The organism is Aquimarina latercula DSM 2041, from assembly GCF_000430645.1.
GTDB classification, from domain to species: domain Bacteria; phylum Bacteroidota; class Bacteroidia; order Flavobacteriales; family Flavobacteriaceae; genus Aquimarina; species Aquimarina latercula.
This window is the reverse complement of sequence record NZ_KE387185.1, coordinates 26,339-51,560: the sequence shown is the minus strand read 5'-3', so window position 1 is coordinate 51,560 and position 25,222 is coordinate 26,339. Positions and strand designations below refer to the sequence as shown.

The 25,222-nt window shown below is 32.9% G+C and carries 21 protein-coding genes; 11 read left to right on the top strand and 10 right to left on the bottom strand.

Features of this window, described 5'->3' with window-relative positions; all coding sequences use genetic code 11:
• Window positions 1-20: 20 nt before the first annotated feature.
• The 3 genes from H526_RS0118160 (at window position 21) to H526_RS0118150 (ending at window position 3,856) form a co-directional block, all read left to right on the top strand.
• A complete protein-coding gene (locus H526_RS0118160) occupies window positions 21-2,345 on the top strand; it encodes a transglycosylase domain-containing protein (RefSeq protein WP_027394302.1) in 2,325 nt (774 codons plus the stop codon).
• A gap of 100 nt (window positions 2,346-2,445) precedes the next feature.
• Window positions 2,446-3,144 carry a CoA transferase subunit A gene (locus H526_RS0118155; RefSeq protein ID WP_027394301.1) on the top strand — a complete coding sequence of 233 codons (699 nt, stop codon included), beginning with the start codon at window positions 2,446-2,448 and terminating at the stop codon, window positions 3,142-3,144.
• A gap of 55 nt (window positions 3,145-3,199) precedes the next feature.
• The gene (locus H526_RS0118150; protein ID WP_027394300.1) at window positions 3,200-3,856 is read left to right on the top strand and encodes a CoA transferase subunit B; all 657 of its coding nucleotides are present in this window, start codon (window positions 3,200-3,202) and stop codon (window positions 3,854-3,856) included.
• Window positions 3,857-4,418: 562 nt separating this feature from the next.
• On the opposite strand, the gene H526_RS0118145 is transcribed toward H526_RS0118150, so the two are convergent.
• The 5 genes from H526_RS0118145 to H526_RS0118125 all read right to left on the bottom strand — a co-directional run bounded on the left by H526_RS0118145 (window position 4,419) and on the right by H526_RS0118125 (window position 11,873).
• Window positions 4,419-5,141 (bottom strand): phosphodiester glycosidase family protein, encoded by a 723-nt coding sequence (locus tag H526_RS0118145; protein ID WP_035086026.1) that lies wholly within the window; start codon window positions 5,139-5,141, stop codon window positions 4,419-4,421.
• A gap of 38 nt (window positions 5,142-5,179) precedes the next feature.
• Entirely contained in the window at window positions 5,180-5,695 is a 516-nt protein-coding gene (locus H526_RS0118140) for a GNAT family N-acetyltransferase (RefSeq protein ID WP_027394298.1), read from the bottom strand.
• Between the two features lie 104 nt (window positions 5,696-5,799).
• Window positions 5,800-9,699, bottom strand: a complete 3,900-nt coding sequence (locus H526_RS0118135) for a fibronectin type III domain-containing protein (RefSeq protein ID WP_027394297.1) — start codon at window positions 9,697-9,699, stop codon at window positions 5,800-5,802.
• A gap of 213 nt (window positions 9,700-9,912) precedes the next feature.
• Window positions 9,913-10,872 carry a YheT family hydrolase gene (locus H526_RS0118130; protein ID WP_027394296.1) on the bottom strand — a complete coding sequence of 320 codons (960 nt, stop codon included), beginning with the start codon at window positions 10,870-10,872 and terminating at the stop codon, window positions 9,913-9,915.
• A complete protein-coding gene (locus H526_RS0118125) occupies window positions 10,872-11,873 on the bottom strand; it encodes a bestrophin family protein (protein ID WP_027394295.1) in 1,002 nt (333 codons plus the stop codon). The genes H526_RS0118130 and H526_RS0118125 overlap by 1 nt, the downstream gene beginning before the upstream one ends.
• A gap of 215 nt (window positions 11,874-12,088) precedes the next feature.
• On the opposite strand from H526_RS0118125, the gene H526_RS0118120 reads away from it, so the two are divergent.
• The gene (locus tag H526_RS0118120) at window positions 12,089-12,565 is read left to right on the top strand and encodes an acyl-CoA thioesterase (RefSeq protein ID WP_027394294.1); all 477 of its coding nucleotides are present in this window, start codon (window positions 12,089-12,091) and stop codon (window positions 12,563-12,565) included.
• Here the strand turns inward: H526_RS0118120 and H526_RS0118115 are convergent.
• Together H526_RS0118115 and H526_RS0118110 are read right to left on the bottom strand one after the other, a co-directional pair.
• Window positions 12,557-13,450 (bottom strand): DMT family transporter, encoded by an 894-nt coding sequence (locus tag H526_RS0118115; protein WP_027394293.1) that lies wholly within the window; start codon window positions 13,448-13,450, stop codon window positions 12,557-12,559. The two genes, H526_RS0118120 and H526_RS0118115, sit on opposite strands and share 9 nt — an antisense overlap.
• Entirely contained in the window at window positions 13,443-13,796 is a 354-nt protein-coding gene (locus H526_RS0118110; protein WP_027394292.1) for an arsenate reductase family protein, read from the bottom strand. Before H526_RS0118110 ends, H526_RS0118115 begins: the two co-directional genes overlap by 8 nt.
• A 100-nt stretch (window positions 13,797-13,896) precedes the next feature.
• On the opposite strand from H526_RS0118110, the gene H526_RS0118105 reads away from it, so the two are divergent.
• Entirely contained in the window at window positions 13,897-14,352 is a 456-nt protein-coding gene (locus tag H526_RS0118105) for a DinB family protein (RefSeq protein ID WP_027394291.1), read from the top strand.
• Here the strand turns inward: H526_RS0118105 and H526_RS0118100 are convergent.
• Window positions 14,347-15,126: a DUF3298 and DUF4163 domain-containing protein gene (locus H526_RS0118100; protein ID WP_051336229.1), complete on the bottom strand. Its 780-nt coding sequence runs from the start codon at window positions 15,124-15,126 to the stop codon at window positions 14,347-14,349. The two genes, H526_RS0118105 and H526_RS0118100, sit on opposite strands and share 6 nt — an antisense overlap.
• A 129-nt stretch (window positions 15,127-15,255) precedes the next feature.
• On the opposite strand from H526_RS0118100, the gene H526_RS0118095 reads away from it, so the two are divergent.
• The 6 genes from H526_RS0118095 (at window position 15,256) to H526_RS0118070 (ending at window position 24,082) form a co-directional block, all read left to right on the top strand.
• Complete coding sequence (locus tag H526_RS0118095) at window positions 15,256-16,431, top strand: cystathionine gamma-synthase (RefSeq protein ID WP_255420164.1); 1,176 nt, start codon at window positions 15,256-15,258, stop codon at window positions 16,429-16,431.
• 103 nt (window positions 16,432-16,534) lie between these two features.
• Window positions 16,535-17,878, top strand: a complete 1,344-nt coding sequence (gdhA, locus tag H526_RS0118090; RefSeq protein WP_027394288.1) for an NADP-specific glutamate dehydrogenase — start codon at window positions 16,535-16,537, stop codon at window positions 17,876-17,878.
• 123 nt (window positions 17,879-18,001) lie between these two features.
• The gene (gene porZ, locus H526_RS0118085; RefSeq protein WP_027394287.1) at window positions 18,002-20,281 is read left to right on the top strand and encodes a type IX secretion system anionic LPS delivery protein PorZ; all 2,280 of its coding nucleotides are present in this window, start codon (window positions 18,002-18,004) and stop codon (window positions 20,279-20,281) included.
• The gene (recO, locus tag H526_RS0118080; protein ID WP_027394286.1) at window positions 20,281-21,000 is read left to right on the top strand and encodes a DNA repair protein RecO; all 720 of its coding nucleotides are present in this window, start codon (window positions 20,281-20,283) and stop codon (window positions 20,998-21,000) included. The genes porZ and recO overlap by 1 nt, the downstream gene beginning before the upstream one ends.
• 3 nt (window positions 21,001-21,003) lie before the next feature.
• Window positions 21,004-23,412, top strand: coding sequence for a TonB-dependent receptor (locus tag H526_RS0118075; RefSeq protein ID WP_027394285.1), 2,409 nt, complete (start codon window positions 21,004-21,006; stop codon window positions 23,410-23,412).
• On the top strand, window positions 23,402-24,082 hold the full coding sequence (locus H526_RS0118070; RefSeq protein WP_342667698.1) for an HAD family hydrolase: 681 nt from the start codon (window positions 23,402-23,404) through the stop codon (window positions 24,080-24,082). The genes H526_RS0118075 and H526_RS0118070 overlap by 11 nt, the downstream gene beginning before the upstream one ends.
• A 10-nt stretch (window positions 24,083-24,092) precedes the next feature.
• Here the strand turns inward: H526_RS0118070 and H526_RS0118065 are convergent, their stop codons facing one another.
• A complete protein-coding gene (locus tag H526_RS0118065; protein ID WP_027394283.1) occupies window positions 24,093-24,581 on the bottom strand; it encodes a nuclear transport factor 2 family protein in 489 nt (162 codons plus the stop codon).
• Window positions 24,582-24,587: 6 nt separating this feature from the next.
• On the bottom strand, window positions 24,588-25,166 hold the full coding sequence (locus H526_RS0118060; protein WP_027394282.1) for a hypothetical protein: 579 nt from the start codon (window positions 25,164-25,166) through the stop codon (window positions 24,588-24,590).
• Between the last annotated feature and the right edge of the window lie 56 nt (window positions 25,167-25,222).

The window sequence follows — 25,222 nt, the reverse complement described above, 5'->3', positions numbered from 1 at the left end:
ATAAATCCATTAGTTATAAAATGGAGAAATCTTATTCTAAAATAACTACAAGTAAAAAAATATCGTTTTCGGATAAACGGAGGTATATTAAATATTTCTGGGTTAGCTTTATTGTAGCAGTTATTACTGTCCCTTTTTTGTTTCTTTTGGCTAGTTGGGGTGTTTTAGGAGAGATGCCGACTTTTGAGGATTTAGAGAATCCTAGAAATGATCTTGCTTCTCAGATTATTTCTTCTGATGGTGTTCAATTAGGAACTATTTTTAAGCCCAACGAAAATAGAAATCCAATAAAGTATGATGATTTACCAAAGCATTTAGTTGATGCATTAATTGCTACAGAAGATGTCCGTTTTTATGAACATTCTGGTGTTGATCCAAGAGGGACATTTAGAGCTTTTGCATCTTTAGGAAGTAAGGGAGGAGCAAGTACAATTACGCAGCAATTAGCAAGGTTACTTTTCATTGGTCTTAGATCAAAAAATATAGATAAGTACACTCAAAAGATCAGAGAGTGGGTAATAGCGGCACGTTTAGAGCAACAGTATACCAAGAACGAAATTATTGTAATGTATCTAAATAAATATGATTTTGCTAGACAAGCAATAGGTATTGGATCTGCTTCTAGAATTTATTTTAATAAAGAACTTAAAAACATTAAAATAGAGGAAGCAGCCGTATTAATAGGTATGCTTAAAAGTGCGACCATATATAATCCAAGAACAAGATTAGAGAATGCTATTGATAGAAGAAATATAGTGTTAAGCCAAATGGCCAAATATGGATATTTGACAAATAAACAAAAAGATAGTTTACAGAAGTTGTCAATAAAACTTGATTACAAGCCAGAAGGATATGCAGAAGGTACTGCAACTTATTTTAGGAGAGAAGTGAAAGAATTTGTGGAGGATTGGATAAAAGATAATCCTATTGGCGAGAATGAAGATGGAAAGCTAGAATATCATAATATATATCAGGATGGTCTTAAAATTTATGTAACTGTAAATTCGAGAATGCAAAAATATGCGGAGCAAGCTGTTAAAGAACATATGACCAATCTCCAAAAAGAGTTTAATAAACAAGAAATAACAAATAGTACGACTCCTTTTAGAGGGATTTCTAAAGAACAAAAAGATGACATTGTAAATAGAGCTATTAGAAATTCGACTAGAAGAAAAGTAATGAAGGATAATGGCAAAAGTGAAGACGAAATTCTTGCTTCTTTCGATATAGAAACCAAGATGAAAGTATTTTCTTGGAAAGGTGTTATTGATACTATTATGACGCCAAGAGATTCTATTTTGTATTATAAAAGGTTTTTACACACAGGATTAATGTCGATGAATCCTCAAACTGGAGAGGTAAAAGCTTGGGTTGGAGGAATTAATAATAAATATTTTAAGTATGATCACGTAGATCAGGGCGCAAGACAAGTTGGTTCTACTTTTAAACCATTTGTATATGCTACAGCAGTGGATCAATTAAAGTATTCTCCTTGCTATAAAGTACCAAGAGCTAAAATTACTATACCCGTGGGAAAACATGGAGTATCTGGTCAGGATTGGACGCCAACAAATACAGACGGTAATTATATTGGATCAGTAACACTCAAAAATGGGTTGGCAAAATCAATTAATACAGTTTCTGCAAGATTAATGGATAGAATTGGTCCGGAAACTGTGATTAATTTAACGAGAAAACTAGGAATTCAATCAGAAATAAATGCGGTAGCTTCTATTGCGTTGGGGACAGAAAATATAAAGCTTTCCGAAATGGTTGGTGCGTATAGTGCATTTGCAAATGAAGGAATATATATAAAACCGTTTATAGTTTCTCATATCAAAGATAAAAACGGAACCTTGTTGTATGATAATTTTCCTGAACGTAAGGATGTTATTAGCAAAGAATCAGCGTATATAACACTTAATTTGATGGAAGGTGTTACAGAAACTGGATCAGGTAGGTCGTTAAGAACGGATGCTTCGAATCAATATCTTTATAAAAATGTTATTACAGGACACCCTTATAAGTTTGAAAATCCAATAGCTGGTAAAACTGGAACTACTCAAAATAATAGTGATGGATGGTTTATGGGAATTGTTCCTAATCTTTGTACGGGAGTATGGGTTGGCGGAGATAGTAGATCAATACATTTTGAATCTATAACTTATGGAAGTGGCGCCTCTATGGCACTTCCAATATGGGCACTGTATATGCAAAAATGTTATCAGGATACAAGTTTACAAGTGTCTAAGTCTGAATTTGTAAAGCCTATAAATTTATCTGTACAGTTAGATTGTGAAATCTATGAAACTAGGGATAAGGTACAAGACGAATTCCAATTTTAATTTCCTTTATAAAAAATTAAATTATTTCTAAAACTATAAGTATTCAAACGTTTTAGTACTGTTTTTTTTGGTACTTTTAATCTGCTAAAAATTAAACACTATGATTCGTAAAACAGTGGCTGGAGTTGTTGAAGCTACAGAAGGAGTAAAAGATAATATGACCTTTATGTTAGGAGGTTTTGGTCTTTGTGGAATACCTGAAAATTCTATTGCAGAATTGGTAAAGAAAAATATTAAAGGATTAACCTGTATTTCTAATAACGCCGGTGTTGATGATTTTGGTTTAGGACTTTTGTTACAGCAAAAACAAATAAGAAAAATGGTTTCTTCTTATGTTGGAGAAAATGAAGAATTCGAACGCCAGATGTTAAGTGGAGAGTTAGAAGTAGAACTTATTCCGCAAGGTACATTAGCAGAAAGATGTAGAGCTGCGCAAGGAGGTTTTCCTGCATTCTATACACCTGCTGGTTATGGAACAGAAGTAGCAGAGGGAAAGGAAACCAGAGAGTTTAATGGTAAAATGTATATACTTGAAAAAGCTTTTGAAGCAGATTTCGCTTTTGTAAAAGCTTGGAAAGGCGATGAAGCAGGTAATCTTATTTTTAAGGGAACTGCCAGGAATTTTAATCCTTGTATGTGTGGTGCTGCGAAAATTACTGTTGCCGAGGTGGAGGAATTGGTTCCGGTAGGAAGTCTTGATCCTGATCAGGTTCATATACCAGGAATTTTTGTTCAAAAAATATTCCAAGGAGATAATTATGAGAAGAGAATAGAACAACGTACAGTGCGTAAGAGGTAAGTTTTTCCTTATTAAATTATATACATTTCAAATAAATATTATAATAAAATATATTATGCTAGATAAAAATGGAATAGCAAAACGTATCGCTAAGGAGTTGGAAGATGGGTATTTTGTAAATCTTGGAATTGGAATTCCTACGTTAGTAGCTAATTACATACCAGAAGGTATAGAAGTGGAGTTTCAGAGTGAAAATGGAGTTTTGGGAATGGGGCCATTCCCATTTGAAGGAGAAGAGGATGCAGATATTATAAATGCTGGTAAACAGACTATTACGACAATGCCAGGAGCTTCTTTTTTTGATTCTGCTACAAGTTTCAATATGATACGGGGACAGCATGTTGATTTAACTATTTTAGGAGCTATGGAAGTTGCTGAGAATGGAGACATTGCAAATTGGAAAATCCCTGGCAAAATGGTCAAAGGAATGGGTGGAGCAATGGATTTAGTGGCTAGTGCAGAGAATATTATAGTGGCAATGATGCATACGAATAGGGCAGGAGCTTCTAAGTTACTTAAAAAATGTTCGTTGCCTTTAACAGGAGTAAGTTGTGTAAAAAAAATAGTGACCAATATGGCAGTTTTAGAAGTGACAGATAAGGGGTTTAAATTGTTAGAACGAGCTCCTGGTGTTAGTGTCGAAGACATACAAAATGCAACAGAGGGGAGCCTAATAATTGAAGGAAATGTGCCAGAAATGATTTTGGATTGATTTAATCAGATACTATATAATTCTAAACGCTTATTAAATAATTACGAACGAATAATAAATCAAATAATAATACGTTATGTGTAAAAAAGGTTATAAAACAGTTAATTTGTAAGAATAAACCTACTTTAAGACTGTTGTTTTTACTTACCTAAACCTTTGCTTTAACCTGTAAATTCTATTAAATCCTTAACAAATGTTAAAATTTTGTGTTTTTTATCGATTTTAATGGCATTTAAACGTTATTTTGAAAAATAATTTGCATATTAGCATTCCCTATAAAGAAGTACAGTTTTATTATTGTTCTCTTTTAAAATTTTAATTAAGTTTTAACCCTCACACATTGCCCTATTATGAAAAAGCGTATAAATCGTTTACAGAAATCAGTTAAACCTACAATCGAATTGATTTCTAACTGTATGTATTTAGCAAAGAAAGTATTTTTGTTTTAACAAAAAAGATAATTTTTGTTATGTGATTTTTTGTTGTTAATTAATCGCAACCTCCCCAAGTCGCGATGAATGACCTGTTAGCCTATAATGTTTAACAGGTTTTTTATTTTTAATTACTTGACTTCTGCGATGATTACACCAAAGTTGCCATCTAATTGTTCCCATTTGGAAGATGGTAAATATGCTCGAGAAACAAAACCATCAAGATATAAAGCATTTTTACATCCTTTCTCTTTAAAATAGCTAGCAAAATCGTAAAAATTGACCTTTTCTTTAGAGATTGCAAAAAGTAAATTTCCATTTGGTAGAATTCCAACTCCATTTCTAATATGAACATTAGGAGAGCCTTGATTAAATTTAGAATGAATTTTTCCATTAATCAATAACATTGGGCCAGACTGTGTTGCATAAGCGATATGATCAAGTTTTTTAATATTATTGGTAGGAATAATAATAGGTTTGTTATCCTTGGTTATATAAAATATACCGTTTGGTTGTAGGTAGAAGTTTCCGTAACCTTTTTTGAGAGTGTCTATCTTGGATTTTACCACTCCGTTTTCTATGTATAATCCTTGTGGTGATAAATCTTTGTTGTACATACCTCCATTCATGGCAAATACCAATTCCTTATGATCTTTGTGCAATTCAGTTTTAAGGTTTTGAAAATTCTTGAAGTTTTTTCCATACTTATCTTTCCAATAAAATTTTAAACACTGATGTTTTAGGTCTATTTCATGACTTAAAAATTTATTCTGGATACTTGACTTATGAATTGGAATATATCCCGTGAGCGCGACGCTAAGCGCTATAAATAAAACAAATGTGATGTTTTTCATAATTGTATCAATTTAGAGAATTCTTATACCAAAAATTTTTAGGAATTTATTTGATATTCATATAACATAAGATCCTCATCATCGTTTGGAATTTTGATCATTTTTATAAAAGTAAAGTCTAGTTTTTCTAATAATTTTTGTGAAGATGTGTTTTCTGGTATTGTAATAGCACTAATTTTCTTAATTCCAAATTTACTAATTCCAATTTCTTTTATTTTAAATGAACTTTCATAGGCATACCCTTTTTTTTCGAATTCTGGTAAAAAAGCAAAACCGATATCTACGCCTTCAATACCTTCTCTGTCATATAATCCGCAACAACCAATTTTTATATTATCAGATTTTCTAATTACGGTGTAATTTGAATACCCTAATCTCTCTAATTGAGGGGTCATTTTTTCTGTAATATAAGTTTCTGCGTCTTTAGTGGTTTTTACATTGCGATCTCCGATGTTTTGAATCCATTTAGGACTATTTAGAAGTTTTAGGTAGAAATCAGCATCTTCTATAGTTGCAGCGCGTAATTTAAGTCTGTCAGTTTTGTAATATTTCATGATTGATTAAAATCAGCTAGTTATGAATTACAAGTATACAAAAAGCCCTGAAACAATTTTGTTTCAGGGCTTTATTAAAAATTAAGGTTATCTGTCTTAAATTTTTATTCTTTTATGAAACGAACCGTTCCCATATTTACTTTTAACATGTATACTCCAGCTTCCAATGCTTGAACATCAATTGTGTTAGAGAAAGTCCCTTTAAGAACCGTTTGCCCCAACATGTTATGAATTGAATATTCTTGAGTTCCGTAGTTTCCTGCACGAACATTAAGAATTGCTCCTTTCAATGGATTAGGATATACAGATAGTAATTCTGTTGGAGGTCCTTGTGGGTCATCAGAAGTGGTAACAAAAGATGTTGTAGTTCCACATGCTCCAAGGTTTGTCCATCCTGTAGCCGTTCTTTCGAATAGGTTTCCTTGATACGTAACCTGATCCCCAGTTTGATAGGATTGAGAACTACTCCATTCAGCAACTCCTTCACAGATATCTGTTGATCCACCACCACCAGAAGTATTGGTTAATGATACATTATCAATTGCAATATCAGCTTGCCAGGTAGATCCTGTAATTCTGTTAAATCTTAATTGAACTCCTCCTCCAACATAAGTTGCAAGGTCAATACTAGCTGTTAACCAAGAATTTCCTTTATTTCCAGATTCACTCCAAATATTTGTCCAAGTAGCTCCATCGTCAGTACTTGCGTCTACGGCTATACTTCCCATGTCTGTAGCACCATACATATGATAGCTGAAAGAGAAGCTTGCTTCTGAAAGACCAGAAAGGTCGAAACAAGGAGAATTTAAGATAGCTTGTTTGTTAGGATATCCCGTTCCATTTCCTGAAGCCTCAACAAAAATATAGTAAGAACCTTGAGGAGCACTAGAAGGTCCAGTACTACTAGAAGGTGTTCCACTAGCATCAACAGTCCAGTTAATATCATCAGCAGTTGATTGAGTCCAAGCTCCTAAAGTATTTTCAAATCCTTCATCATATGGGAAAGAGGAAATACCTGAAGTACAACCACCTCCACCAGATCCTCCAGTTGTAGTTACATTTATAGTATTACTAAATGCTGATTCATTTCCAGCAGCATCTTTTGCTTTAACACTAAACTGATATGTAGTGTCTGCAGTTAATCCAGTAACATTTGCTGTTGTTCCTGTAACTTCTCCTAATACAGTACTTCCTTGGTATACATCATAAGCAGTAACTCCTACATTATCTGTAGCAGCATTCCATGATAGTGTTAAGGTTGTTTCCTCGATATTAGAAGCTGATAATCCGCTTGGTGCAGTTGGTGCTTGTGTATCTGGAGCGTCCGCAGTAGTAACATCAATTGTATTACTAAACGCTGATTCATTTCCAGCAGCATCTTTTGCTTTTACACTAAATTGATATGCAGTACTTGCTGTTAATCCAGTAACGTTTGCAGTTGTTCCAGTAACTTCTCCTAAAATAGTACTTCCTTGATATACATCATAAGCAGTAACTCCTACATTATCTGTAGCAGCATTCCAGGATAAAGTTAAAGTAGTTTCAGTGATGTCAGATGCAGCTAAACTTGTTGGTGCAGTTGGTGCTTGTGTATCACCAGTAGAAGCTCCAATTGTAACAGTATAGTCTTCTACTTCTCCATATTGAAAAGATTCACAAGAAGTTGGTACTCCATTATATTTCATAGAAACACGCATTCTTGTATCTCCGTTTAATGCACTTGACGGTACTGTAAAACTTCCACTAACCGGCGTAGTTTGTGTTGCAGCTTGTGTCCATACTTGCTCACCAGAATCTGTAAAAACTCCATTTTGATTATAGTCAATCCATACACTATATCCTTCACTATATGTAGTTCCTGTCCAGGTTGGTGTTACAGTAATTGTATAATCACTTCCTTTGGAAATTGAGGTAGAAATCGAAGTAAAATCTGAGTAACCTCCACTTCCTGCTCCAGAAGCATTATTAATTGTCCCTAATTGAACATTACCAATATATTCGTCAGCAACACTATTACCATTAGATGCGCAATAGTTTAATTGAATTTCAGTAGTCGTAAAAGTAGTAGATGCACTGTAAGAAGATGTAGATCCATCAGAACAGTTACTTCTTACTTGTACTTCATATGAAGTAGTCTCAGCTAAACCAGAAATTACAGATGAAACACCACTTGCTGTTTGTGTAGTCCAAGTTGAAGTTCCTGTTTGACGATATCTTACATCAAAAGATGCTCCAGGAATCGCAGTCCAGTTTATTGTCGCAGAATCAGAACCAATGTTAGAAGCTCCTACTCCTACAGGAACAGTAGCATTACAAACAACAGGTGTTCCTGTTAATCCAGTTACGATAAGAGAGAAGTTTTGACTTCCTCCCACCAAAGATCCTTTGTTGGTTACAGTAATAGTATATGTACCGGTAGCATTAGCTATATCAACTCTTTCATATGGATCTACAGTATTGTCTCCAGTTCCATTTGTTGTAATACCGGTTAATCTATAAGGATTGTATGTAGTAGTGTTTTTTGTAACTCTAATATCTAAATCATTTACTAACACAGCTGCATTCGAATTAGTTGCAGAAACAGCTGTTCCAGCACGATCCGTCCAAGAGATAGAAGCCATCAAAGAATTTACACCATCAGAATCTACAGTAATTGAATATGTTTGTCCACTATTCAGCGTAAGTTCTTCAATTTTGGTTTCATTTCCATTGTTAGTGATAGTTTCAGCAGCTTTTTTAGCGTTTAATAATCCCCATCCATAAACTGCATCAGGACCAGAAGGTCCAGCATCGTCTGCTGTATGAAGAGCTAAACCTTTTAGAGTTGCAGCTCTCATAAGACTACCATTTGTATTATTATAATGTTGCTGTAATAATAGTAATGATCCTGCAACATTAGGTGATGCCATAGAAGTACCAGTAATACTAGCATAAGCTGTATTGCTGCTTTCGTATGTAGAGTAAACCCCAGTACCGTTTCCAGTAATATCTGGTTTGATACGGTAATCGTCCGTTGGGCCTTCACTACTAGAACTGTTAATAGAAACACTATTTAAAGACCCATCTGAATTAATATTAGCATCCTGAGCATTCGCAACTACTAAATTGTTTTTAGAAGTAGAATGTCCTGTTAATTTATCATAAGAAGAATTTCCATCAAGTGGTTGTCCGTTATATCCATTTTGGTTACCATCATTACCAGCAGCTACTACCATTAGGTAGAAAGGTGCATTAAACATTACTTCATCCCAATCTCTAGAAGTGTCTATATATGCACCAAAATATTGATCTGGTACAAGATCTCCTCTAAATCCATAAGAGTGATTAGATATGATCATTCCGTTTGCAGCAGCAGTTGTAGCTTCAGCAACATCATTGTTCCACATATATCCATTTACTTTAGACTGAGGAGCCATTCCTTTTGCAGCAGCTTGAACACCAGAAGCTGTAATAGTTCCAGTTACGTGAGCAGCGTGAAAGTTTAATTGAGTACCTCCTTCTGAAGCGGCATCCATAATAGTAACACGATTGTTTCCTCCAGCACCATCATATTCCTGGTGAGATTCTCTTGCATGTCCACCGTCCCATACATGGGCAGTCATATTTTGACCATCTAGGTTTAATCCAAGTGATCCTCCAATATTAAGATGATTCGTTCTTGTGGATTCCGCAGCGTCTACGTTATAAGTAGTATAATAAAGTGCACTTCCATCTGGAGCAAGTCTTTGCAGCTCAGAAAAAGTTCCATCCTTTAGCGTGGTTTTAATAGGCCATCCATTTTGCTTTGCAGCTTGTATAGCCTCTTTCTTTTGAATTGCAGCTTTTTCTGCATTCTCAGCTTGTAGTTGATTAAGTTTAGAAAGATTACTTTTTGACATGATTTTTGACCTCTGGGCTTTGTCCTGAGCGAATGCTCCAGCCGAAAGAAGTATCATCATAGAAAAAACTAACATGTGTAGTTTTTTAAACCTTCCCCCAGTAAGGTTTTTGTAGCTTTTTTTCATTTTTATTGAGTTTGAGTTAGCGATAATTTGATTTCCCTGATAATTCTATAAGGAAACGACCAAAACTCTTAAAATATTCCTAATTAAAAAAAGATTTTCGATAAAGGGATAAAAAATTACTACACAAAACCTTAACATTGACTTAACGTTTGTTTCATTAATTCAAATGTGTAGGTAAAATATTACAAATTATAGTAAAAACATCTGGTTCGCTTACCATTTATTCAGAAACTGTACGGTTTTATGCTCGTTATAATAAGTTAGACCTCTAAGATAAAAGCCTACATGTCCACCAAAATTAGGTGTCTCTAAAAATAAATTATTGTTTTCCTGCGCTTCTTTAATTGGGTAACATGCATTTCCCAGAAAAGTATCGTTCTTAGCGTTAATAATTAGTGTTGGAACCTGAATATTTTTTAAAAATTGTTTACTACTACATTTTGTATAATAATCAATAGCATCTGTATAGCCATGAGCTTTGCTTGTATATAAGTTATCAATATCAATTAATGATTTACAAGCATTGATATCTGATTTACTGATTTGCTCTGGAAAAACCTGTTGCCTTTCGTGTAGTTTTTCTTTTAAGCTTTTAATAAATCGCTTTTGATAAATAAAGTTTTTTGGTTTATTGATCTCTTTTAAAGAGTCATATAGATCACATGGTACAGATACTACAACGGCAGATTTAACTTGAGTAGGGGTTGCTCTCTCTCCTAAATATTTTAGCGTTATGTTACCTCCAAGACTGAACCCACATATCGAAATAGTATTGTACTCTTTCTCGATGATATGGGTGATAATTGAACTTAAATCTTCGCTTACACCTGCATTATAAGATCTATATAGTCTATTAACGACTCCACTACAATTTCTAAGATTTACTGCAGCTACATCCCAATGATTATTATTTAAGTGCCTGGCCAAACCGACAATATATTGACGTTGTGCATTGCCTTCTAAACCATGAATTAAGACAGCAACTTTTTGATTAGATTCACCATTAGATGGATAACTCCAATCGATATCAATAAAGTCACCATCTTCTAATTCTATACGTTCTCGCGTCTGAAGAATATCGTTTACTTTTCTAAGTAAATTAGGGTATATAGTAGAGAAGTGACCATTTTTAAAAAAATATGGTGGAGTGTATGTGGATTCTATTAAAGGCATTAGTAAAGAATATTGTCTTTCGGTTTTACTTTTTCAGGAAGATCTTTCTCATCTAACATATCTCTTAAATCTATTTCAATTGTTCTACAAAGTGCAGTCATCGGAACGTCATTAATTCTTCCTTCAAAAGGATCTTCACTATTACTTCCTACTTTTTCCATTGTAGTGAATATCCAAGATACTAATACAGATAACGGAATCATTAAGAAAATAAACCAAGGTTTAATATGGTGTGCCATATCGCTGAGTTCATTTTCAAAAACATTAAGTAGTCCAAAAGGCAATAATAGCACAAAAATCCAGGTAAAGACAGTGCTGAAATATGCATATTGACGAGGAAAAGGAGTGTTTTTGATACGCTCACATTTTCCTTGTAAATTATATAATTCTTCTAATATTCCGTGCAAAAGTTGTTTGTCGAATTCCGTAATTTTTCCAGAGTTTAATAATTCTTTTAGATGTAATCCTTGGTTTTTTACTAAATGAGTTGCCGCGTTTTTTCTTTGTAGTAAATCAGAATACTCTTCGTCTGAAATAAAACTTTTAGTGGCATCACAGGCGGGATTTTTCTCTCCGTGTTTTTTAACAAGGCGCTCTACAGAAGGATTTTCTTTTATGGAAAATGAAGTAGGTTGTCTAAGTTGTATACGTAATGCGTTAATCCAAGCTATATGTCTGTAAATAAGTACTTTTTTTGTTTCAGGATTATCATTAACTAGACATAAAACTTGATTTGCCCACGTTCTACTATAATTAACAATACCTCCCCAAATTTTACGACCTTCCCAAAAACGGTCATAACTTTGGCTATTCTTAAAACCAATGTAAAATGCTACGGCAATTCCAATAACGGTAAGTGGCTGAAAAGGAATGTCTATAAATTGTAAATCTAAAAAATGATATAATGAAAAAATAGCTGCGGTATATACAGTGAAAAAAAGTAAATTTCTCCATGCAAAGCGAAGAATAAGTCCCCAGCCAATATTACGTTTGATGTACATTCGTTATTTTTTTTCCTAAAATAAGAAGACCCTAAAGCTTTTCAAAACCTAAAGAGTCTTATTTTGAAGTTATAGATTTCAGAAATATTGATTTACTAAAGGTTTTTATGCTCAAAAATGTTTGAGGTGTTGAATAGAGATACAATTTTTAACAGGTTTTTATTATGCAAGCATAATAAGTCTTTTGTATTTTTACAGCGTAAAAATGAATAGTTATGTATTTAAAGGAATTCGAAATTAGATGGAATGATATTGACGCAAATCGTCATTTAGCTAACAAAGCATATATAGAATATGCAGCACATACCAGAATGACCTTTTTATCCGAGTTGGGTTTTGATCAACGATCTTTGGGAAAATTCAATATTGGGCCAGTAGTTTTCTACGAACATATCTATTATTTTAAAGAGGTTTTTTATGGTAGACCTGTAAAAGTTTCTTTAGAATTATCAGGAATGAGCGAGGATGGAAAATTCTTTGAATTTTTACATAATTTTTATGATTATAAAGGAAGAAACTTTGCGAGATGTGAGATGATGGGTGCATGGATAGATCTAAATACTCGAAAATTAATACCACTTCCGGAAGAAATGAATCAGTTTATGGATAAAGTGGAGCGTCCTGATAATTTTAAAATTCTTACCAAAGAAGACACTAGAAAATTTGCAAAAATACCACAAGACCTAAGCTAGTTTTTTAGGTTTTTTGGTTACCAAATAAACACCTAAGAAGACTAATAGGGCAGAGATTATTTTGACAGCATTAAGAGAATCAGCTCCCATTGCCATGGCGAAACTTATTGCCAATAAAGGTTGTAAATAGATAAATGCACCAATTGTAGATGCTTTTAGTGTTTTAAGTGCAAATACATTTAATAAATAAGTAAAAAAAGTAGTTCCAATGACCACAAAAGCCATTTTCCATATGACGTCATAAGGAAGTGATGTCCATTGTACTTCGCTAAATTCTGAAATGGTAATAGGAAAATTAATAATAACTCCAATAAGGAAAAACCATTTCATTAAAGTAAAAGAATGGTATTTTGATGTTAGGGGTTTTACTAATACAAGATATATAGCATAAGAAGCAGCATTGACAATAAAAAGAATATTACCCAGTGGAATATTAGGAGCATCTTGCCTAGTTTCTGAACCAAAGAGAATCAACCCTAATGCTCCAGAAAAACCAAGTAGAATTCCAACAGTTCGTAACCATGTTATTTTTTCACTTAGAAAAATAGCAGATAAAACGAATACCAAAATAGGTGAAATGGTAATCATAACTGAGCTGTTTATTGGCGTAGATAATTGAAGTCCTTTAAAAAACATCAACATATTAATGACCATACCAAAAATAGCACACCCAAATATTCTTAGCCAATCAGCGCGATCAATTTTTTGTTTAGGAGCCCATATTGATGCCAGCCAAAAAAGTGCTGCAGCACCAATTACTCTAAGAAGAATAAAGCCAAAAGGTTTAATGTAAGTGGGCATTACACCTTTTGCCAAGGTGTGATTGATTGCATAAATTAGACTTGCACCAAAAGCTGCTAGTAATGCTGCCGTTCTTTTATCCATTAATAGCAATATTAGCAGCTTCCACTACTTTTTTACTATTACCGATAAATATTTGATTATCAAATAATAGTACTGGACGCTTTAAGAAGGTATAATGTTCTAGAATTAAATTTTTGTAATCGTCTTCTGCTAGTGCTTGATTTTTTAGATCTCTTTCTTTATAAAGCCGTGCTCTTTTACTAAACAGGGATTCATATGAACCAGCTAACGATTTCATTTCTTCTATTTGAACTAAGCTAATGCCTTCTGATTTAATGTCTTGCAAAACGAAATCAGAAGAAAGGTTTAGTTCGTTCATGATGCGTTTACAAGTATCACAAGTTGATAGGTAATATATTTTTTTCACAGATTTATATTTAAAATGTCAAAATCAACACAAAGGAAATTCATTTCTCTTTGAAAACTCATATTTTTGGGTAAAAATTAAGAACGTTTACTACTTAAATATGAGAGATCAATTAGAAATCACAAGAACCAATAGAAAATTACTAGCCAAAATTATGGATAACTTTTCATTGGAAGATCTAAACAAAGTTCCCCAAGGGTTTAATAATAATTTGATTTGGAATATTGCTCATGTAGTGGTTACGCAACAATTACTTACTTACAAATTAAGTGGATTACCAATGATGATTAGTGATGAGATGATTGTTAAATATCGTAAAGGGACTAAAACAGAAGGTTTGGTAAGTAAAGAAGAGGTAGAAAAAGTAAAAGAACTTCTTTTTACTACCATTGATAAAACTGAAAAAGACATAGATGGTAGTATTTTTGAAGGGTATCAAGAATATCCTACTAGTACTGGTTTTGTGTTAAAATCTGTAGAGGATGCTATCAATTTTAATAATTTTCATGAAGGAATACATCTCGGATACATTTTAGCGCTCAAGAAGTCATTATAGAATAGTAGTCGTAAAATAATCCACTACTTCTTCTTTTTTAAGTTTTAATTCTATAGGTCCTTCAGCGTATGAGCTTATTTCATATTGGTTATAGAAAAGAATAATATGGGTCTCTGTTAACCCAATGTTATTTGGCAAACTAAAAGTGTTATTATCAAAGAAGAAGCCAGTACTATTTATAGATTGTTCATTAGGAATAGCGTACTTCTCTCTAAATATTTTTTCGACATATATTGAAAAGTTGTTTACATTCTTTAGCAGTTTTTCTTGTGGTATAATTGCACCAGTTTTTGCATCAATGTTTATGTATTTTGAATTGCCACTTCCGTGAGCACCTCCAGTAAATATATAAGAATCTATTAGAATAGAAAGAATGAATTTATTCTGATAACTGATGTCACAGTTTATACTTGCTTCATATGGAATAATTTCTTCTGGAAATTCCTTTTTTATTTCTTGATAGGAGTTATTAAAATTTTTAAGTGCTTCTTCTATGTTGTCTATAGAGGTGTCATCTTCTACGTTTAAGCTAGTACTGGCAGCCTTTTCTATTTGAATATTGATTTTTTTTGCAATTTCATTTTCATTTATAGATTCGAGAAGAAAAATTTCTGTAATAGCGCAATCAGAGCTATTGCAGTCAAAATAATCATCAATGGCGATAGTGCGTTTATGAAAACTTAAAGGTTCACTCTTTTGGCAGCTATAAAAACAAATAGAGATTACTGCTAAAAAAAGTGACTTAAGATTGGTGTTAGTTTTTGTGTTAATCATCTACTAAAGATATTCATTGAAATATGATTAGAACGAATTAAGTTATAAATTTGTTTTAGTTTTTTAACAAAATAGATTACAAGTTGGTTTTTTTCAGTTCTGAAATATAAGAATTGATCGAAAGAACATATAAAAAATAAGAACACTGATAAAAATCGAGGAATCGTGAAGTTTAATACCAAAACAATACACGGAGGACAGATACTTGATCCTGCTTACGGATCTGTAATGCCTCCAATATACCAAACTTCTACCTATGCTCAAACTACTCCTGGAGGACACAAAGGGTTTGAGTATAGTAGAACACATAATCCAACTAGAAAATCTTTAGAAAATGCTTTGGCAAGTCTTGAAAACGGAAAACATGGATTGGCTTTTGGATCAGGATTAGCAGCTATTGATGCGGTACTTAAATTATTAAAACCTGGCGATGAAGTGATTTCGACAAATGATCTCTATGGGGGAACCTATAGATTGTTTACCAAAATTTTTGAAGGTTTTGGAATAAAATTTCATTTTATTGGAATGAAAAATTCGGGTAACGTTGAAAAATATATTAATGAAAAAACAAAACTGATTTGGGTAGAGACACCAACAAACCCGATGATGAATATTATTGATATTAAAGCAATTGGTAAGATTTCTAACAAACATAATCTTCTATTAGCCGTAGATAATACATTTGCAACACCTTATTTACAGCAACCTTTAGATCTTGGTGCCGATATCGTAATGCATAGTGTTACTAAATATATTGGAGGGCATAGTGATTTGATAATGGGTGCTTTGATAGTTAAGGATGATGAAATTGCGAATCGCCTATATTTTATTCAAAATGCAAGTGGCGCGGTCTGTGGTCCACAAGATAGTTTTTTAGCTCTTAGAGGAATTAAGACATTACATGTTAGAATGCAACGTCATTGCGAAAATGGAGAAACCATAGCAAATTATCTAAAAAATCATCCTAAAATTGAAAATGTATATTGGCCAGGATTTATAGATAATCCAGGTTATAGTGTAGCTAAAGAACAAATGAATGGTTTCGGTGGCATGATATCTTTTGTTACAAAAAACAGTAATTACAAAGAAGCGATAAGAATTGTTGAAAATTTGAAAATTTTCACATTAGCAGAATCACTTGGTGGAGTAGAAAGTTTAGCAGGACATCCAGCAAGTATGACACATGCGTCAATTCCAAAAGAAGAACGAGAAAAGACTGGTGTTGTCGATTCTCTGATTAGATTAAGTGTAGGAATTGAGGATGTAAACGACCTAATATCAGATTTAGAGCAAGCTATTGGATAGAGTGTTATTAAATTCAAAAAATTAGATGTAATTTTTTGATAATATCATATATTTGACCAAATAAATTAACCATTAAATAAGAATCTTTTAATCCTATTAACATATGCAAGCAAAAATAGATGCATTTATGGAAGAAGTAAGAGCTCGTAATTCACATGAGCCAGAGTTCTTACAAGCGGTACAAGAAGTTGCGGAAACTGTAATACCGTATATCGCTACACAAGAAATATATAATGGAAAAAACATTCTATTAAGAATGGTAGAACCAGAGAGAGCCATAATGTTTCGAGTACCTTGGGTAGATGATAAGGGAGAAATACATGTAAATCGTGGATATAGAATTCAAATGAATTCTGCGATTGGTCCTTATAAAGGCGGATTACGTTTTCACCCATCAGTAAATTTAAGTATTCTTAAGTTTCTTGCTTTTGAGCAAGTGTTCAAAAATAGTTTAACAACGCTGCCAATGGGTGGTGGTAAAGGAGGTTCAGATTTTGATCCTAAAGGAAAATCCGATGATGAGATTATGCGTTTTTGCCATAGTTTTATGAGTGAGCTTTTTAGACATATTGGACCTAACACAGATGTTCCTGCTGGAGATATTGGAGTAGGTGCACGTGAAATTGGTTTCTTGTTTGGGATGTATCGTAAAATGCGTAATGAATTTACCGGAGTTTTAACAGGAAAAGGATTAACCTGGGGAGGATCTGAGATTCGTCCAGAAGCTACGGGTTATGGTACCGTATATTTTGCAGAAAATATGCTAAAAACCAAAGGCAATTCTTTTGAAGGAAAAACAGTTTTAGTATCAGGTTCAGGAAACGTGGCGCAATATGCTACAGAAAAAGCTATTCAGTTAGGTGCTAAAGTAGTAACCTTATCTGATTCTTCTGGTTATATCTATGACGAAGATGGAATTGATAATGATAAGCTTAAGTTTGTAATGGAACTTAAGAATGAGAGAAGAGGACGTATAAGTGAGTATGCTGATAAATACAGTTCTGCAAAATTTCATAAAGGAAAAACACCTTGGGGTGAAAAGTGTGATATTGCATTACCTTGTGCAACACAGAATGAATTGAATGGTGATGATGCTACAAGATTAATTGATAACGGATGTATGTGTGTTAGTGAAGGAGCTAATATGCCTTGTGATTCTGATGCTGTCGCAGCTTTTCATAAAGCTAAGATATTTTTTGCACCAGGTAAAGCATCAAATGCGGGAGGAGTTGCTACTTCTGGATTGGAGATGACCCAAAATTCTCTACGTTTTAAATGGACAAGAACAGAGGTTGACGAAAAGCTAAAACAAATAATGAACGATATTCATGAAAAGTGTGTTCAATATGGAACAGATGATGATGGTTATATTGATTACGTTAAAGGAGCAAATATTGCAGGTTTTGTAAAAGTTGCTGATGCTATGTTAGCTCAAGGAGTTATATAAATAATAATAAGTATTTATTGTGAAAGCCGTTCTTACTATAAAGAACGGCTTTTTTCATTATTTGAAAGCAATAATTAGTATTTTAGCGTGTTATCAAGGCAGCGTTAATATCACTCCGTAATTATGCGATACTTCAGACAGTTAATACTTCTAATTTTTCCGGTATTTCTATTTTCTCAGGATTTTAGTAATCAATGGACAGGGCATTATTCCTATTTTCAAATTAACGATTCCTATGCAATAGAAAATAAAATTTATGTTGCTTCTGAGAATACAATTTTTATCTACGATACGGATACAAGAACTTCGGAAACCTTTACTACTGTAAATGGTTTGTCTGGAGAAACAGTATCTACAATTTATCATAGTTCAATATTTGATATTACTGTTATTGGTTATGATAATGGATTGTTAGAGCTAATAGTTGATGATGAGGTAATAACTTTTATCGATATTTTAGAGAAACCGACGATTCCTCCAACACAGAAAAGGATCAATCACTTTTTTGAAAATGGTAATATATTGTATGTCTCTACAGAGTTTGGGATCGTAGAGTTTAATTTAGAAAGAATAGAATTTGGTGATACGTTTTTTGTGGGTCCAGCTGGATCACAAATAAATATAACCGGAACGGTAGTTTCAAACAATGTGATTTATGCAACTACTTCGAATAATGGAATTTTAAATGCAAATGTTGACAACCCTAATTTAGTTGATTTTAACCAATGGATAACATTAGTTCCAGGACAGTATAGAGGAATTACATTATTTAATGAGGAGATTTTGGTATGGGAGAATAATAACCTTATCAGTCGTCTTGATGGACCAGTTCTAACTACAGTTGTAACAGCTTCTAGTGATGTAATAGATGTTTCTATCGATTCTGACAATTTAATAGTTGTTAATACAGATCGAGCATCGGTATTTGATACAAGCTTTAATGAAACTACATCGGCAATTAGTACAACTGGAGATTCTTTTTTGTTAAATACCGCGTTATCTTTTAATAACACACTATATCTAGGAACAGATAGTAGAGGATTATTACAAGTTGATTTTAATGATCTTACTAATAAAACTTCAATATCTCCAGAAGGACCATTAAGTAATTTTACTTTTGGGATAGAAGCATCAAATAGTAAACTGTGGGTAGTATTTGGTCAATATGATGTGAATTTTAACCCGTTTCCATTACAACAAAGAGGGATAAGTAAACTCACTTCTGAAGGATGGTTAAATATTTCTAAAGATGAGGTTATGGGTGCTACATCTTTATCTCATATTACTATTAATCCCAATAATGAAGATCAGGTTTTTATAAGTAGTTTAAGTAGTGGTTTATTAGAGATCAATGATAATGTAGTAACTAATTTATATAACAACCTTAATAGTGGTTTTGAGTCATTTGTAACAAATGATCCAATTTTTGTGTTTCTTAACGGCTCTGTTTTTGACAATGATGGAAATCTGTGGGTTAATAACGCTAGGGTTGACAATGGTTTGAAAAGATTTTCTCCTGGTGCGACACAAACGCTTAATGTTAATTTAAGCAGATCAATACCTAATGCTTTAAATAATTTAGGTTTTACGGATACGGTGATAGATAGAGACGGAAATTTGTTTGTTGGTGGATTTAATTCGGGTGTGATTGGTTACAATACTGATACAGAAAGTCAAATTCAATTATCTGGTGAGACTGAGGGTTCTAATCTTCCTAGTGATTATGTACTTGCTTTAGAGGTCGATCGGAATAATCAGTTGTGGATTGGTACTTTTAGAGGCATAAGGGTTTTGTTTAATACTTCTGGAGTGTTTCAGCAAAGTAATCCCCAAGCAAGTCAGATTATTATTTTAGATGATGAAGGTGTTCCTCAAGAATTATTATTTGATGAGACAATTACTGATATAGAAGCAGATGGGTCTAATAATAAATGGGTAGCTACTGCATCATCAGGAGTGTTTTATTTCTCTTCTGATGGGCAAGAGACATTAGCTCATTTTACGGCTGATAATTCTCCGTTACCTACAAATAATGTATTAGATATATCAGTAGATGATTCTACGGGTTCTGTTTATTTTGCAACTGAGAAAGGTTTATTAGAGTTTAAAGGAACTGCTACTGGACCAGAAGATAATTTAGATAATGTAGTTGCATTTCCTAATCCGGTGCGCCCAGGATTTAATGGGCAGGTAACAATAAAAGGTTTAACAAGTAGATCAAATGTAAAGATCACTGATATCGAAGGTAACTTGGTATATGAAGAAGTTAGTGAAGGTGGAAGTATTCAGTGGGATACTACCGCTTTTGGAAGGCATAAGGTAGCGTCTGGAGTTTATCTTATTTTAGTTACAGGAGAAGATCAAGCAGAAACAACTGTTTCTAAGCTTTTGATAGTTAGGTAATGATTGTAAATACTCCAGCCATAGTAATTCATTCTTTGCGTTATGGAGAAAGTGATTTAATAGTTTCCCTATTAACAAAAACTAGTGGATTACGTTCCTATTTGCTAAAAGGAATATTAAAATCTAAAAGAGGAAAAATACGATCTTCTTTGTTTCAGCCGTTGACGTTACTAGAAATTGAAGCAAATCACAAAGATAAAGGTACTTTAGAAAGAATTAAAGAAGCTAAAATTCTAATACCTTATCAATCTTTGCATACTGATTTTGTTAAAAGCTCATTAGTATTTTTTCTTTCAGAAATATTAAAAAATACAATTCAAGAACAAGAAATAAATGAGGATCTTTTTCATTATTTAGAAACAACATTTTTGTGGTTAGATTCACATGATAATATTGGTAATTTCCATATTTCATTTTTAATAAAGTTGACACAATATTTAGGGTTTTATCCAGATACATCTAATATTTCTTCATCGGTTTTTAATATGCAAGATGGTTGCTTTCAGGAGGATTCTTCTAACATTTATTGTCTCGAAGGAAATAGTGTTTTGGTACTCAAGAAGTTTTTGGGCACGACATTTGAGGAAAGTATGAGTATTAAAATGTCTAGAATGGTAAGAAATGAGATTCTTAATACGTTATTAGTATATTTTGAGCTACATTTGCACGGTTTTAAAAAACCAAAGTCACTTTCGATTTTGAATGAAATTTTTAGTTAAGTAATGCGCTTATTTTTAATTGTTGTATTCACTTTATTTTTTGTAACGGAAAATACTGCTCAAAGTATTACTGTGCTAAGCAGGTCAAATAACCAGCCTATTCCTAGTGTTACAATTCATAATAAAACGAAATCAAAAACTGTTATAACAGATTTTGATGGTATAGCGGATATTTCCGATTTTTCGGAAACAGAAATACTATATTTTATTCACATATCCCACATAAGCTTTGCTACTACTAAATCTGAAATTCTAGCTTTATCAAATAAAGTGTATTTGGAGGTGGATGAAAATCAATTGTCAGAGGTAGTGATTTCTGTTTCTAAGTGGGAACAGGATAAAAAAGATGTTACTCAAAAGATTGTTAGTATTAAATCTGATGAAATCTCTTTCTCTACACCACAAACTTCGGCAGACCTTTTGCAGAGCAGTGGGCAAGTGTTTATACAGAAAAGTCAATTGGGAGGAGGTAGTCCAATAATTCGAGGATTTTCTACTAATCGATTATTACTTACGGTGGATGGAGTTCGAATGAATAATGCTATTTTTAGGGGTGGTAATGTTCAAAATGTGATATCTGTAGATCCATTTACAATAGATAGAACAGAAGTTATATTAGGACCTGGTTCTGTAGTTTACGGAAGTGATGCTGTAGGAGGTGTGATGAACTTTTACACAGCTCAACCTAAAATAGCTATACGAGGAAAGAATAAATTTAGTGGAAATGCTATAGCTAGGTATGCTAGTGCGAGTAATGAAAGAACAGGTCATGTCGATTTTAATATAGGCTTAGAGAAGTGGGCATTTCTAACTAGTGTAAGTTATACAGATTTTGATGATCTTACAATGGGAAGTCATGGCCCTGATGATTATTTACGAAATGAGTATGTAGAAACAATAGATGGTGTTGATACTCTAATTGAAAATGATGACCCAAAAAGTCAGGTTTTTACTGGTTATAATCAATTTAATTTTTTGCAAAAGGTACATTTTATTCCTAATGAAAGATGGGATATTAATGCAGGATTTATTTATACAAAAACTTCTGATTATCCTAGATATGATCGATTGATCCGTCGTAGTGATGTGGGTTTAAGATCTGCCGAATGGTATTATGGACCTCAAAAATGGTTAATGGGAAATCTTCAATTAACTAATAAATGGAAAAATAAATTATACGATAAAGTAAAATTTACAGCTGCCTATCAGAATTTTCAGGAAAGTAGAAATGATCGGGATTTTGGAGATGATATTTTATCAAGAACAAAAGAGGATGTAGATGCATATTCTGCAAATCTTGATTTTGAAAAGAAATTTGATGATAAAACAACGATATATTATGGTTTGGAATATATCTTGAATCAAGTCTCGTCAGAGGGTTCGGAACTTAATATTTCTACCAATGATGTTGTTGCCGCACCATCTAGATATCCGGATGGGTCTACATGGCAGTCCATTGCTGCATATGCCAGTTTAAAAAGTAAGTTAACTGAAAAATTAAGGTTTCAAGGTGGGTTGCGATACAATAGGATTATTCTGTATTCAGAATTTGATGATACGTTTTTTGACTTTCCTTTTAGAGAAGCAAATATTGATACGGAGGCTTTTACAGGTACGGCAGGAATTAGCTGGTTACCAAATGATATTTTACAGTGGAAGTTTAATTTTTCTACAGCATTTAGAGCACCTAATATTGATGATGTGGGTAAAATTTTTGATTCGGAACCAGGGTCAGTAGTAGTGCCAAATCCAGATTTAGAACCAGAATATGCTTATAATGGAGAAATTGGGTTGACTGCCAATGTTGGTAAGAATTTCAAGATTGATTTGGCAACCTATTATACGCAATTGGATAATGCTTTAGTTCGAAGAGATTTTTCTCTTAATGGAGAAACTGAAATTATTTTTGGAGGAGAGCTAAGCAATGTACAAGCGATTCAGAATGCAGCCAATGCTCAGATTTATGGTTTTGAGGCAGGTTTTAGTTATGATTTTATAAAGAATTTTAACCTTTCTTCTAAATATACATTTACTGGTGGAGAAGAAGAGTTGGATGATGGATCAGTTTCTCCTTCAAGACATGTTGCTCCTCAGTTTGGTAGTACAAATCTTAATTATACAAATGATAAATGGATGATTGATTTTTCTGCAATTTATAATGGGCAATTTGATTTTGAAGAGTTGGCTCCTTCTCAACAAAACAATGACTTTTTATATGCATTAGATGAAAATGGAAATCCATATTCTCCTTCTTGGTATACACTTAATGTGAGATCAAGATATCAGTTTACTAAAAGTTTACAAGCAACGTTAACAGTTGAGAATATTACTGATCAACGTTATCGACCATATTCATCTGGTATTGCCGGAGCAGGAAGAAACTTTATTTTATCCTTAAAGTATTCTTTATAATATAAAAACAACACTTCTGAAAGATACATTATACATATTTGACATTGATGGGACATTGACGGATAGTGTACCTATGTATTTAATCTCTGTAACCAAAGCTATGATGAGTATGGGGATTAATAATATTGATACAGACTATAATAATTATAAGCATCATACTGATAGTTATGCGTTGCGATATAATTATGAGCGAAGTTTTAAACAAGATCTTTCAGAGAATCTTTTAGGGGACTTTGAGAATAATTTGGTAACACAAATGCTAGAATTCGATCCGGTAAAAGAAATTAAAGGAGCTCAATCTTTAATACAATCTTTTAGAGATAAGTCTATTCCGTTTTGTTTTGCTACGGGAGCACTTCCTAAACCTGCAATGCTTAAATTAGAGCAATGTAGTATATGGTACGACGAGTTATTACTGGCTACTTCTATGACACACGAATCACGAGAAGGCTTTGTAATGGATGCTTTGGAAAGAGCAAAAGCCTTTTATAACATATCGGAGTTTACTAAGATTATCTCGGTGGGCGATGGGCTTTGGGATCTAAAAACGGCTCAAAACTTATCTTTAGATTTTGTTGGTATTGGAGATAAGAATAAGGAGAAACTACTACAGAATGGCGCTACTAGATGTTATTCCAATATAGATGAATTCAGTAAAAGTATATTCTAGTTTTCGAGTACTACTTACTTCTTAATTTTTCCATTAAATCACTGTCAAAACTTTTTTTAAGCGTAGTAATTTCTTTTACATTTTCATTAGGTATTGCAATGGATAAGACGTAATGTTTTATTTTCCAGCCTTCAGTTGTTTTCTCTAACACACCGCTACCTCTGCAGATTCCCATTTGAGTATCTAATAATTCATCAAACCAAGCTAATTTACTGTCAGTTTGTGCAAATATATTTCTTTCTAACGTGCTAAAACTCCATGCTTTTCCTTTATCAAAATAAGGTTTAGAGAATGCTTTAAAGGAAGCTAAATTCCAATTCTCTGTAGCATCAGTTCCAATAAATATAGCATCATTGGTCATCAAACCAAAATAGGAATCAAATGATGCATCAGCTGCAGCTTTATGCCATTGTTCTAATACGGTATTGATTTCTTTTTTTGTTTGGGCTTGAAAAGTAATGGTAATTGCAAAACATATAAAAACTACTAAATTCTTCATACTATTTTATTCTTCGATTTCAATATTCTTTTCTTCTGGAGATAAAATGGAATCTCTTAGGATGTCACGTTCTCTAAGAAGTTCTTTTTCAATGTTTTCTGGAATTGCTAATGATAATTCATTTAGCTGAATAATAAGACTATTATAAGCTGTAAGTAATCTAATATTGGCGTCCATAAGTTTCTGAGAATCTTGACTAGTAGTTTCAGTAAGTTGTAATAACAAACCCGATTCCGTTGTTAGTACCGCGATTCTAGAACTGATGTTATTTACCTTTAAATCTTCGGACACATTTTCTTTAAAGGACTGAACAAGTAAATTCATACTATCAGCGTATTTTTTGATATAAAAAGGGTTTGATTTGCTCATAGATACTATTAACTTTTTAAGATTCTGAAAATCCTCAAAGTTTTCAATGTCTTTTGAAGCTTGCGGAGATAGTTTTAATACATCTATTTCGACTTTTTCTTTAGATAAACTATCTAGCTTAACTATTTCAACTTCTTCTTGTATAGTAGTATTTTCTTTTTTACAACTTACGCAAATGATTGTAACGGTAACTACTGTATATAAAAATGATCTCATCATAAGATTTTCAATAACAGACCAAAAATAGGGAATATCGTTGCAACTAAAAATTA